This window comes from Comamonas sp. BIGb0124 (genome assembly GCF_003752175.1).
GTDB lineage: Bacteria > Pseudomonadota > Gammaproteobacteria > Burkholderiales > Burkholderiaceae_C > Comamonas_F.
The window spans coordinates 232,418-245,204 of the sequence record NZ_RJVF01000010.1; the positions used below are offsets into that span (position 1 = coordinate 232,418).

Sequence of the window (12,787 nt, forward strand, 5' to 3'; positions counted from 1 at the left end):
GCTTTTTTTGAGCCGTAGTTTTCATAAGTACGGCGTATTCATTAGGTTTATTGCTACGTATTTCGATAAACCTGATGCATGTGCCGTCCGAACCGGCGCCGGTCCGTGACCCGCGCGGTTCTTTCCCATCACTCTCGTTGCAAGGAATCACACCATGTTGGATGCCAACCTCAAAGCCCAGTTGAAGACCTACCTCGAGCGCGTGAGCCAACCCATCGAGATCGTGGCCTCGCTCGACGACACGCCCAAGTCGCAGGAAACGCTGGGACTGCTGCAGGACATCGACGGCCTGTCGGACCGGATCACATTGGTGGTGCGCCGGGGCGAAGACGCCGATGTGCGCAAGCCCTCGTTCAGCATCAGCCAGCCGGGTGGCGTGCCGGGCATCCGTTTTGCCGGTCTGCCCATGGGACATGAGTTCACCTCGCTGGTGCTGGCGCTGCTGCAGGTCGGCGGCCATCCCTCCAAGGCGGCGCAAGAGGTGATCGAGCAGGTGCGCAACTTGCAGGGACCGCTGCACTTCGAGACCTATTTTTCGCTGTCGTGCCAGAACTGCCCGGATGTCGTGCAGGCGCTCAACCTCATGGCCGTGCTCAACCCCAACGTGCGTCACGTGGCCATCGACGGCGGCGTGTTCCCCAAGGAGGTCGAGCAGCGCCAGGTGATGTCGGTGCCCACCGTCTATCTCAACGGCGAACCGTTCGCCCAGGGCCGCATGGGACTGGAAGAGATCCTCGGCAAGGTGGACACGGGGGCGGCAGCGCGCGGCGCTGAAAAGCTCAACGCCCAGGCGCCGTTCGACGTGCTGGTGGTGGGCGGTGGCCCGGCCGGTGCCGCTGCCGCGATCTATGCCGCACGCAAGGGCATCCGCACGGGCGTGGCCGCCGAGCGTTTCGGCGGCCAGGTGCTGGATACGCTGGGCATCGAGAACTTCATTTCGGTGAAGGAGACCGAAGGCCCGAAGCTGGCCGCGGCACTGGAAGAGCACGTCAAGGCGTATGACGTGGACATCATGAACCTGCAGCGCGCCGAGTCGCTGCGCCGCACCGCGCAAGGTGTGGAAGTGCAGTTCGCCAGCGGTGCCCGCCTGACCGGCAAGACCGTGGTGATTGCCACCGGTGCGCGCTGGCGCGAGATGAACGTGCCCGGCGAAGCCGAGTACCGCAACAAGGGCGTGGCCTATTGCCCGCATTGCGACGGTCCTCTGTTCAAGGGCAAGCGGGTGGCCGTGGTGGGCGGCGGCAACTCGGGTGTGGAAGCGGCGATCGACCTGGCCGGTCTGGTTGCGCATGTCACGCTGCTGGAGTTCGGTGCCGAGCTCAGGGCCGATGCGGTGCTGCAGCGCAAGCTGCGCAGCCTGGCCAATGTCGAGGTGATCACGCAGGCCCAGACCACCGAGGTGACCGGCGACGGCACCAAGGTCAACGGGCTGGTCTACACCGACCGGGCGACCGGCGCCAGCCACCGCGTGGCGCTCGAGGGCGTGTTCGTGCAGATCGGCCTGGTGCCCAACAGCAGCTGGCTCAAGGACAGTGGCGTGGAGCTCAGCAAGTTCGGCGAGATCGTGGTGAATGCGCGCGGCGAGACCACGCTGCCGGGTGTGTTCGCGGCCGGCGACGTCACCACCACGCCCTACAAACAGATCATCATCGCCATGGGCGAGGGTTCGAAGGCCGCGCTGAGTGCGTTCGACCACCTGATCCGCGAGACCGCACCTGCGGATGCGGTGGCAGCCGAGGCCGTGACGGCCTGAGGACGAACCGCGCAGGAGCAGGCCGCGTGGAAGACGCTGCCTGACTGACGGCCGGCCCTGTCGCAGTCGATGCACTGCAGCAGGGCCGGCCGTTTTTTTGCGGGGAGAGATGCGAAGAATCGCCGGCACCGCACCGGCTCCCGCCGTGGGCCTGCCGCCGGATCGTGGCCGGCCGCTGGTTCAGGCGCAGCGCCGGGCCGCCCGGTCCCAGGTGTGCAGCAGGGTCTCGGCCTGGTCGCGGCTCCAGCGGGGCTCGAAGGTGCGTTCGATGGCGAGGTTGTCGCGCAGGTCTTCGGCGTCGTGGAACACGCCCTGTTGCAGGCCGGCCAGCAGGGCGGCACCCAGCGCGGTGGTCTCGATGGTCCGGGGGCGCAGCACCGGCATGCCGATCAGGTCGGCCTGCAACTGCATGAGCAGGTTGTTGGCGCAGGCTCCGCCGTCGACGCGCAGCGATTCCACGTTCAGGTTGGTGAGCGCATGCGCGTCGCGCTGCATGGCATGCAGCAGCATGGTGGACTGGATGGCGATGCTCTCGAGCGCGGCGCGGCTGATGTGGGCGACGGTGGTGCCGCGGGTCAGGCCCTGGATGCTGCCGCGCAGGTCGGGCAGCCAGTAGGGCGCCCCCAGGCCGGAGAAGGCCGGGATGAGCGTGACGCCGTTGCTGTCGGGCACGCTGGCCGCCAGGGCTTCGACTTCGGCGCTGCTCTGGATGACCTTGAGGCCGTCGCGCAGCCATTGCACGACGGCACCGCCGATGAAGACGCTGCCTTCGAGCACGTAACCGGGTGGCGAATGCGGATCGTGCTGCGCGGCGCACGAGGCGATCAGTCCGTTCTCGCTGGCGACCGCGGTCTGGCCGGTGTGCATGAGCATGAAACAGCCCGTGCCGTAGGTGTTCTTGACGTCGCCCGGCCGCAGGCACAGCTGGCCCAGCAGTGCGGATTGCTGGTCGCCGGCCACGCCGCCGATCGGCAGGGCGTGGCGTCCGTCGTCGAGCAGGCCGGGCGCGACATGGCCGAACAGCGACTGCGAAGGCAGCACGTCGGGCAGCATCGCGCGAGGCACACGGAAGAGTGCCAGCAGTTCGTCGTCCCACTGCGCGGTGTGGATGTTGAAGAGCAGAGTCCGGCTGGCGTTGCTGACGTCGGTCACGTGCCGTTTGCCGCCCGTGAGGTTCCAGATGAGCCAGCTGTCGACGGTGCCGAACGCCAGTTCGCCGGCCTCGGCCTGGGCTTGCGCGCCTTCGACATGGTCGAGCAGCCAGCGCAGCTTGGTCGCCGAAAAATACGCATCCACCCGCAGCCCGGTGAGTTCGCGGATGCGGGGCTCCAGGCCCTGCTGGCGCAGGGTTTCGCATTGGGGCTCGGTCCGGCGGTCTTGCCAGACGATGGCGTTGTGCAGCGGGAGACCGGTCTTCCTGTTCCAGATGAGCGTGGTTTCGCGCTGGTTGGTGATGCCGACGGCGCGCACGTCGGCGGCGGTCAGCCCGCCCCGGGACAGCGCTTCGCGCGCGGTGCGCAACTGGCTGTCCCACAGCACGCGCGGATCGTGCTCGACCCAGCCGGGCTGGGGATAGATCTGTTCGAATTCCTGCTGAGCGGTGCTGTGCACGCTGCCGTCCTTGCGGAAGACGAGTGCACGCGAACTGGTGGTGCCCTGGTCGAGGGCCAGGATGTAGGGTCCGGGAGTCATGTCTGGGTTTCCTTGCCGGGCTCGGCGGGGGCGACCACGCAGCGCACGTCGATGTCGCGCAGCAGGCGCTCGAAGGCCGGCTCGGGTGGCTGATCGGTGAAGACGGTGTGGACCAGGCGCAGCGGTGCCATTTCGATCATGGCCGCGCGTCCGAACTTGCTGTGGTCGGCCGCCAGCCAGACCTGCCGCGAGCGTTCGACGATGGCGCGCGCCACCATGACTTCGCGCATGTCGAAGTCGCGCAGCGTGCCGTCGGCGTCGATGCCGCTGATGCCGATGAGGCCGATGTCGACCTTGAACTGGTGGATGAAGGACAGGGCGGCCTCGCCGACCACGCCCAGGTCTTCGTGGCGCACGCTGCCGCCGGCGATGACCACTTCGCAACTGGGGTTGCCGGCCAGGGTGCTGGCGACGTGGAGGTTGTTGGTCACCACACGCAGGCCCTGGTGATGGAGCAGCTCGGTGGCAATGGCCTCGACCGTGGTGCCGATGTTCATGAACAGGCTGGCGCCGTGGGGAATGGCCGCGGCGACAGCGCGGGCAATGCGCTGCTTGGCCTGCGCCCGGCTGCGCTGGCGCTCGGCATGGGCCGTGTTGCGGGTACTGGAATCGATGGCCCGCACGCCGCCGTGGAAACGTTCGAGTGCGCCCGCTTCGGATAGGCGCTGGATGTCGCGCCTGACGGTCTGCAGGGTGGTGGCGAACTGCTCGGCGAGCGACTCGGTCTTGAGACTGCCGTGTTCGCGTACCGCTTGCAGCATCGCAAGTTGCCGTGGATTGAGTGCCATGGGCGTGAACTATTACCAAAAGTACAGATTCGCGCATTAGGGATTTCGATAGGGAGTGTTTTTGAGAGAAATAAGATAAAAACTCGCAAATCATCAAAAAAGAAAACAAAGAAATCGTTCTTTTCGACGTTTTATGATCAGAATTGAACTATCGGATTTGGCGGAGACACGCTGGGACCTGCTGGTGGTCGGTGGCGGAGCCACGGGCCTGGGCGTGGCTTTGCAGGCGGCGCTCGAAGGCCGTCGGGTGGCGTTGATCGAAGCGCGCGACTATGCCTGCGGCACGTCGTCGCGTTCGACCAAGCTGCTGCATGGCGGCGTGCGTTACCTGGCGCAAGGCCGGGTCGGTCTGGTGCGCGAGGCCTTGCGCGAGCGCGCCACCGTGCTGGATCTGGCGCCTCACCTGGCCCAGCCCCTGCCTTTTGTCGTGGCCGAAAAACGCTGGCTGGCCTGGGCCGTGACGGCGCTGGGCCTCAAGGCCTACCAATGGCTGGCCGGGCGCTACAGCCTGGGTGCGAGCCGGCTGCTGAGCGTGGCCGGCCTGGCCAGCCGCATGCCGCCGCTGCCCGGTGTGGTCGCGGGTGTCGAGTATTGGGACGGCCAGTTCGACGATGCGCGCCTGGCGCTGGCTCTGGCGCGCACCGCGCAGGCGGCCGGTGCGCAGATGCGCAACCACACCGCGCTCGAATCGCTGCACCGGGATCCGGACGGCCGGGGCTGGCAGGCGGGTGTGCGGGATGCACTCACGGGGGAACGGGCCACGCTGCGCGCACGCGCCGTGGTCAACGCGGCCGGGGTCTGGGTCGACGGCGTGCGGGCCCAGGCGCTGCAGCAGGCCGGCGCGGCGGCGCCGCGGCCCATCGTGCGGCCCAGCCAGGGCGTTCACGTGGTGGTGCCGCGCGAGGTGCTTCCGCTCGAGTCCGCCGTGCTGGTGCCCCGGACCACCGATGGCCGGGTGCTGTTCGCGGTGCCCTGGCTGGGATCGACCGTGATCGGAACCACCGACACGCCGCGCGCCGATGCGCCGCTGGAGCCGCGCCCGCAGGCCGAGGAACTGGATTTCATTTTTGGCGAGGCGCGCCGGTCTCTGGGGATCCGCCTCGACCGGACGCAGGTTCGCAGCGTGTGGGTGGGCCTGCGGCCGCTGGTCGATCTGGGCGGCACCGAAGGCGGCTCGACCGCACAGCTCTCACGCGAGCACGTCATCCTGCGCGAGGCCGCGGGCTTCATCACCGTCACCGGCGGCAAGTGGACCACCTACCGCAGCATGGCCGAGGACGTCCTGGCCGAACTGGCACGCGACGAAGCCGAGGCCGGTGTCGCGGTGCGGCCGTCGGCGCAGACCCGCACGCACCGGCTGTTCGGTGCGCCTTCGCGGTCTGAGGTGGCGTCGATCCGGCAGGCACCGGGTCTGCATCTGCTGGGGACCGAAGCCGACGCGGTGGCCCTGCTGCCGGGCAACGACGAGGCGCTCGGCCTCGGCCTGACGGCCGCTCTGGTGCGCTACGCGGCCCGCCACGAGCAGGCCGTGACGGTGGAAGACATGCTGGCGCGGCGCTGGCGCATGCTGTTTCTGGATGCGCGACTGGCTCGCCGGATCGCGCCCCGGGTTGCGCAGATCCTGCACGAACAAACCGGGCACGACCCGGCGCTGCAGGCCTTCGTCGCGTTGTGCGGGCAATACGTGCTCGACGCCGGTACGGATGCCGAAGCGCATGCCGATGCGGATGCCGGTGACCGCAGGGCCGAAGAGAAGACAGAAGAAAAAGCCAGTCCCGCCGAGGCTGGCCACCACGACAACAAGATCCGCGGGCTCGATGCCTGAGCCCGCCCCCGACCATTGGAATCGACTCAGGAGACAACCATGAAATACCACCCTTCCATCCGGCCCGTGATGCTGACGATGGCCCTGGCCGCTTCGGCTTCCGGCGCCGCCGCCGCCGATGTGCGCGTGATGTGTTACCAGGACAGCGTGGAGTGCGAGGTCACGGCCGAGCTCGCCAAACGGTTCGAGGCGCAGAACCCCGGGACCCGGATCATCGTCGACAACGTGCCGTTCAAGACCATCCTGGAACAGCTGCCGGTGCAACTGGCTGCGGGGCAGGGGCCGGACATTGCACGGGTGACCGATCTCAACGGCCTGTCGAAGTACTACCTGGACATCTCGGGTTACCTCAAGGACCGTGCGTATTGGGACACCCAGTTCGCATCGACCTCGCAGTGGCTGCGTCCGACACCGGGCGACAAGGGCATCTACGGTTTCATGTCCCAATTGACGTTGACCGCACCGTTCGTGAACAAGACATTGTTCGAGCAGGCCAATGTGCCGCTGCCCGGCCCCAAGGCCACATGGGACGAATGGGCCGAGGCGACCCGCAAGGTGGCCAAGGCGACCCAGGTGAAGGCCGGCATGGCGTGGGACCGCTCGGGCCATCGTTTCGCCGGTCCGGCCGTGAGCTACGGCGCGAAGCTGTTCGACGCCAAGGGCGAGCCGGTCATCGACGACGGTTATCGGGTGGCGGTCGAGAAATTCGTCGGCTGGCACAAGGACGGCACCATGCTGCGCGATGTCTGGGCCGGCACGGGGGGCTCGACCTATGCGGACTCGATCGGCGAGTTCATCAACGCCAACGTGGTCATGGTGCTGTCGGGCAGCTGGCAGGTGAGCCGTCTGCAGCGCGAGGTGGGCAACAACTTCGACTGGGTGGCGGTGCCCAACCCCTGCGGTCCGGCGGCCTGTTCGGGCATGCCCGGCGGCGCAGCCTGGGTTGCGCTCAAGACCACCAAGTCGCCCAAGGAAACGGCGGCTTTCCTCGACTTCATGGCCTCGGAAGCCGCCTATGCGGAGTTCACCAGCCGCACCAACAACATTCCGGCCCACGCCGGACTGGTGGCCAAGGGCGTGCAGTACCCGGGCGCCAAGGGGCAGGCGCAGGCGGCATTGACGGCGATCGGCGGCACGGTGGCGAGCCTGGCGCCGGCGGCCTATCAGTTGCAGGGCTACAAGTACAACCGCGCCGTCATGCTGCCGACCGTCACGCGGGTCACCCAGGCCATCGTCGGCGAGATGTCGACGGCCGATGCGGTCGCCCGCATCCGCACCGACATGCAGGACGCCCTGAAGCAGGCGCAGAAATAAACCCGAATCCGGCTGTGCCGGCGAGGTCTCTTCGCCGTTCGTTTCTTCACTCACTCCCTCCAGACCTGTGCTGCGGGACGGCAGGGCGCCGTCTCGCAGCCACCGGGATTTGTCCATGAGATTGCTTTCCTTTTTCTTCAACCTGCTGGAGCCGTTCTTCCGGCTCTGCCAGCGCTGGCTGGGCCTGTCCCGGCTGGGATGGCTGTTCGTCGGCCCCAACCTGCTGGTGTTCGGGCTGTTCACGTTCCTGCCCATCGTCATCAACTTCTTCTATGCGACATCGGGCGGCGTGAAGCTCATGCCGCTGGAGCGGCCGTTCACGGGCGTCGAGAACTTCCAGACCCTGTTCCAGTGCGGCAACTACCTGGACATCTCGACCTGCAACCGCGACGTGTTCTGGCGGGCCATCCTGAACACGCTCAAGTTCAGCGTGCTGCAGGTGACGCTGATGCTGGTGTTCTCGGTGCTGACGGCGCTGGTGCTCAACCGCAAGATCATGGGGCGCGGATTCTGGCGCGGCGTGTTCTTCTATCCGGTGCTGCTGTCGCCGGTGGTGGTCGCACTGATCTGGAAGTGGGTGCTGCAGAACCAGGGCGTGCTCAACGCGGGGCTGGCTGCCTACGGCATGCAGCCGGTCGAGTGGCTGACCGATGCAGGCTGGGCCTTCTTCTGGACCATCTTCGTCTCGATCTGGGCGCACATGGGCTTCTACACGCTCATCCTGCTGGCCGGTCTGCAGGCCATTCCGCGCGACATGTACGAGGCCGCCGAGATGGACCGCGCCGGACCGTGGCGCACGCTCACGCGCATCACGCTGCCGCTGCTGATGCCCAACCTGATCGTGGTCGTGGTGCTGGCGGCGATCCGGGCCATCCAGATCTTCGACGAGGTCTTTGTGCTGACGGGAGGCGGTCCGGGCTCGGCCACCACCTTCATCGTGCAATTCATCTACCAGACCGGTTTTGCCGAACAGATCCATCTGTACGGCCTGGCGGCAGCGGCGTCGCTTGCGCTGGCGGCTTTCCTGGTGGTATTGACCCTGGCGCAACTGCGGCTGACTCGCGCAAGCGAGCAGGGCCGCAAAGGACGTTGACATGCGTGTGACCGAATTCCTTCTCCGTACCCGTGGACGCCGCCGGCTGCACTGGACCGACGTGATGAGTTATGCCTACCTGTTCGTGGGCCTGCTGACGATGTTCGGGCCGGTGCTGTGGCTGGTGATGTCGTCGTTCAAGACCGAGGCCTCGATCGGCCAGTTCCCGCCCACCTTCCTGCCCTACGCGCAGAAGGTGGTGCAGGTGGAGGGGCACGAGCAGCCGCTGCCGCTGTTCGAGGTCAGGACGCCGGACGGCGGCGTGCGCGAGCTCGCCCAGGTCAACCGCATCGGCATCATGGCCAACATGGTGGATCCGGCGGCACCCGACGACACGGTGCGGGTCAACATCAACCAGCGCAAGCCGGTCAACGAACTGTCGTTCGCCTGGAACAACTACGTCGACATCTTCCACAAGTTCACCTTCGGCACCTACCTGTGGAACAGCGTCTTCATCACCGTGGTGGCGACCCTGCTGACCTTGCTGTTCAACTCGATGGCGGCCTTCGCGCTGTCGAAGTACCGCTTCGCGGGGCAGAAAGCCGTGTTCCTGCTGATCATCGCCACGCTGATGATTCCGCCCACCATCATCCTGGTGCCGGTGTTCCTGGTGATCAACGAGACCGGGCTGCTCAACAGCCTGTGGGGGGTGATCTTGCCCGCCGTGGCGACGCCGACGGGGGTCTTCCTGCTGCGTCAGTACATGCTGACCATTCCGGACGAACTGATCGAGGCGGCGCGCATGGACCATGCGAGCGAGTGGCGCATCTACTGGCGCATCGTGTTGCCGCTGTCGGCCCCTGCGCTGGCGGTGCTGGCGATTTTTTCGGTGATGTGGCGGTGGAACGACTTCCTGCTGCCCTTGATCGTGCTCTCCAAGAGCGAATTCTTCACGCTGCAGCTGGCGCTCAACTCCTTCCAGGGTGAGCTCAATACGCAGTGGCATTACCTGCTGGCCATGACGGTCATCACCCTGTTGCCGGTGACCCTGGTGTTTGCGTTCCTGCAGCGCTACATCACCACGGGCATCGCCAGCGCCGGCGTCAAGTAAGCCGGGCCTCTTCCCTTTTGCAAGGACTCCATCTTGTCCACTCTAGAACTGAAATCGATAGAAAAGACGTTTGACCAGACCCGCGTGATCCCGGGGGTCGACCTGCAGGTCAAGGACGGCGAATTCGTGGTGTTCGTGGGCCCGTCGGGCTGCGGAAAATCCACGCTGCTGCGCATGATCGCGGGGCTGGACATGCCGACATCCGGCGATCTGCTGATCGACGGCCAGCGCGTCAACGACGTCGGGGCGGCCGATCGCGGCTGTGCCATGGTGTTCCAGTCCTACGCGCTCTATCCGCACATGACGGTGTACGACAACATGGCTTTTGGCCTGGAGAACGCCAAGGTGCCCAAGGCCGAGATCGAGCAGAAAGTGCGCAGCGCGGCTGCGCTGCTGCGGCTCGACCAACTGCTGGCGCGCAAGCCCACGCAACTGTCGGGCGGGCAGCGGCAGCGGGTGGCGATCGGGCGTGCGATCGTGCGCAATCCCAAGATCTTCCTGTTCGACGAGCCGCTCTCCAACCTGGACGCCGAACTGCGCATTTCCATGCGCTCGGAGCTGCGCGAGCTGCACCGGCGGCTGCGTGCAACCATGATCTACGTCACGCACGACCAGGTCGAGGCCATGACCATGGCCGACAAGATCGTGGTGCTGCGCGCCGGCCGCATCGAACAGATCGGTGCGCCGCAGGTGCTGTACGAAAAGCCCTGCAACACCTTCGTGGCCGGCTTCATCGGCAGCCCGCGCATGAACTTCCTGCCGGCCGAGCTGGTGCGGGCCTGCCCGGCGCTGGCGGCCGCGGTGCCGGCTGCGGCGAAGCAGATCGGCATCCGCCCCGAACACTGGGTCCCGGCGCCCGCCGGACAGGGGCTGGCGCTGACGGTTGCGGGCAGCGAGTACCTGGGCGCGCAGCGACTGGTGCAGGCCAGGCTGCCCGACCAGACGCCGGTGGAGCTGCTGCTGCCCGGCGACCGCAACGATGCGCCGCAGGACGTGATCCACATGACGGCAGACGCCGGCAATGTCCATGCCTTCGATTCCAACGACCAACGACTGTAAAAGGACTTGAGACTCTATGACTCCGTTAAGCACCTCGGGCTGGCAGCTCGATCCCGGCCAGGCCGATGCCGATGCGCGTGCCCCCCTGGACGGCGGCGGCCAACTGAAGCTGGCCTTCCTGACCCCTACCATGGCCCGTGTGACGTGGGAGACCGCGCAGGGCTACAAGGAGCCGCGCACCTGGGCCATCAGCCCGGTGGCCGGGCAGGATGTGCCGTGGACCGGACGCGACCGTGCCAGTCTCGACGGCTTCGCGCGGCCCGCGATCGCGCAGACCGCCGATGAGCCGCTGCTGCAGACCGGCCAACTGGCGGTTCGCCTGCACGGCGGCCCGGGCCGGGCCGTGGGCCTGGAGTGGTCCGATCCCGAGAGCGGCCGCATCTACCTGCGCGACCGCGGCACGAGCGCCTACCTCGGCGAGCGCCGCACCGGCCTGGTCCGGCACTGCGTGGTGCGGCATCCGAGCGAGCAGTACTTCGGCCTGGGCGACAAGACCGGTCCGCTCAATCTGCACGGGCGCCGCCTGCGCTGCATGGGCCAGGATTCGCTGGGCTACGACCCCCGCAACGGCGATCCGCTCTACAAGCACTGGCCTTTCCTCATGACACGCACGGTCGACGGCCTGTGGACGGGCGTGTACTACGACACGCTGTCGGCCTGCACGTTCGATCTGGGCTGCGAGCACGACAACTATCACGACTTCTTTCGCACGCTGGACATCGACGACGGCGATCTCGACTACTACATCATGGTGGGCCGCACGCCGGCCGAGGTGGTGTCGCAGTTCGTGCAGCTCATCGGCGGCACCCACCTGCCGCCGCGCTGGTCGGTCGGCTACGCGCAGACGGCCATGGGCCTGCCCGATGCACCCGATGCGCAGGTCCGCCTCGACGCCTTCATCGACGAATGCGTGAGCCGCCGGATCCCGATCTCGTCCTTCCACTACGGCTCGGGCTATTCGAGCCGCGGCAAGCAGCGCTACGTGTTCACCTGGAACCGCAGCAAGTTCCCGGATCCCGAAGCCGTCAACGCCAAGTTCCACGCGGCGGGCATGCGCATCGTGGCCAACCTCAAGCCCTGTCTGCTCGACGACCACCCGTCTTACGAGAAACTGGCGGGAGAGGGTGCGTTCCTGCAGCACCGGGACAACGGCAAGCCCGTGCTCGAGCCCTACTGGGACGGCCAGGGTTCGCACCTGGACTTCACCCGCGAAGGCGCGGTCGCCTGGTGGAAGTCGCAACTGAAGGCCGAGATCCTGGATCGCGGCATCGATGTCGGCTGGAACGACAACAACGAGTACGCGATTCAGGCCGAGGATGCGTATTCGGACGGCTGGGGCCAGCCCATGCCCATGCACCGCAGCCGTCCGCTGCACGGCCTGCTCATGACCCGCGCCACCTTCGAGGCCCAGCAGGAACATGCGCGCACGCAGGGCGACGACGAGCCCATCTACACCATCACGCGCGCCGGCCCTCCCGGTCTGCAGCGTTACGCGCAGACCTGGTCGGGCGACAACACCACCAGCTGGGCCACGCTGAAGTGGAACATCCGCACCGGCCTGCAGATGAGTCTGTCGGGCATGTTCAACATCGGGCACGACGTGGGGGGCTTCTATGGCCCGGTTCCCAGTCCGGAACTGCTGCTGCGCTGGGTCCAGGCCTGCAGTCTCAATCCGCGCATGGTGATGAATTCGTGGAAAGAGGGGGGCGTGACCAACCTGCCGTGGATGCATGCCGAGGTCGAGGACGCGGTGCGCAATGCCATCGGCCTGCGCTACCGGCTCATGCCCTACCTGTGGCAGTGCTTCGAGCAGGCGTCGCAGACGCATGTGCCCATCATTCGTCCCACCTTCTTCAACTTCCCGGACGATGTGGCCTGTCTGACCGACAGCGACGACTTCATGCTGGGCGACTGGCTGCTGGTCGCGCCCGTGGTGGAGGAAGGCGCGGTAACGCGTCGTGTCTATCTGCCCGCACTGCCGGCCGGCGAACGCTGGTTTGCGCTGGACACCCGCGAGCCTTACGAGGCCGGACGCGAGCACACGGTCGAGGCGCCGCTGGAACACCTGCCGATCTTTGTGCGGCAGGGCGCCCGCATCCCGGTCGCCAGCCCGAAGGCGGGACAGGTCGCGGCCTTCGACGATCCGGTGAGCGAAGTGCTGTCGTTCTGACGGCCGTCGGCCCCCGGGCCCGACCTGCAGCCGCATGGCGCG

General features: G+C 66.8%; 9 protein-coding genes. 7 read left to right on the forward strand and 2 right to left on the reverse strand.

Annotated features, from left to right (window positions below; all coding sequences use genetic code 11):
• Positions 1–154 precede the first annotated feature (154 nt).
• The gene (ahpF, locus tag EC845_RS11670; protein ID WP_123298270.1) at positions 155–1,753 is read left to right on the forward strand and encodes an alkyl hydroperoxide reductase subunit F; all 1,599 of its coding nucleotides are present in this window, start codon (positions 155–157) and stop codon (positions 1,751–1,753) included.
• Positions 1,754–1,933: 180 nt separating this feature from the next.
• On the opposite strand, the gene glpK is transcribed toward ahpF, so the two are convergent.
• Positions 1,934–3,445 carry a glycerol kinase GlpK gene (gene glpK / locus EC845_RS11675; RefSeq protein WP_123298271.1) on the reverse strand — a complete coding sequence of 504 codons (1,512 nt, stop codon included), beginning with the start codon at positions 3,443–3,445 and terminating at the stop codon, positions 1,934–1,936.
• Positions 3,442–4,233, reverse strand: a complete 792-nt coding sequence (locus tag EC845_RS11680) for a DeoR/GlpR family DNA-binding transcription regulator (protein ID WP_123298272.1) — start codon at positions 4,231–4,233, stop codon at positions 3,442–3,444. The genes glpK and EC845_RS11680 overlap by 4 nt, the downstream gene beginning before the upstream one ends.
• Positions 4,234–4,366: 133 nt before the next feature.
• Here EC845_RS11680 and EC845_RS11685 point away from each other — a divergent pair, with 133 nt between their 5' ends.
• From EC845_RS11685 to EC845_RS11710, 6 genes are all read left to right on the forward strand, one after another.
• Entirely contained in the window at positions 4,367–6,058 is a 1,692-nt protein-coding gene (locus tag EC845_RS11685; RefSeq protein ID WP_123298273.1) for a glycerol-3-phosphate dehydrogenase/oxidase, read from the forward strand.
• Positions 6,059–6,097: 39 nt separating this feature from the next.
• Positions 6,098–7,372 (forward strand): ABC transporter substrate-binding protein, encoded by a 1,275-nt coding sequence (locus EC845_RS11690; RefSeq protein ID WP_123298274.1) that lies wholly within the window; start codon positions 6,098–6,100, stop codon positions 7,370–7,372.
• A 115-nt stretch (positions 7,373–7,487) separates the two neighbouring features.
• The gene (locus EC845_RS11695) at positions 7,488–8,465 is read left to right on the forward strand and encodes a carbohydrate ABC transporter permease (protein WP_123298275.1); all 978 of its coding nucleotides are present in this window, start codon (positions 7,488–7,490) and stop codon (positions 8,463–8,465) included.
• 1 nt (position 8,466) lies between these two features.
• A complete protein-coding gene (locus EC845_RS11700; RefSeq protein WP_123298276.1) occupies positions 8,467–9,516 on the forward strand; it encodes a carbohydrate ABC transporter permease in 1,050 nt (349 codons plus the stop codon).
• 33 nt (positions 9,517–9,549) lie between these two features.
• Positions 9,550–10,575 carry an ABC transporter ATP-binding protein gene (locus EC845_RS11705; protein ID WP_123298277.1) on the forward strand — a complete coding sequence of 342 codons (1,026 nt, stop codon included), beginning with the start codon at positions 9,550–9,552 and terminating at the stop codon, positions 10,573–10,575.
• A 16-nt stretch (positions 10,576–10,591) separates the two neighbouring features.
• On the forward strand, positions 10,592–12,745 hold the full coding sequence (locus tag EC845_RS11710; RefSeq protein ID WP_123298278.1) for a TIM-barrel domain-containing protein: 2,154 nt from the start codon (positions 10,592–10,594) through the stop codon (positions 12,743–12,745).
• Positions 12,746–12,787 lie beyond the last annotated feature (42 nt).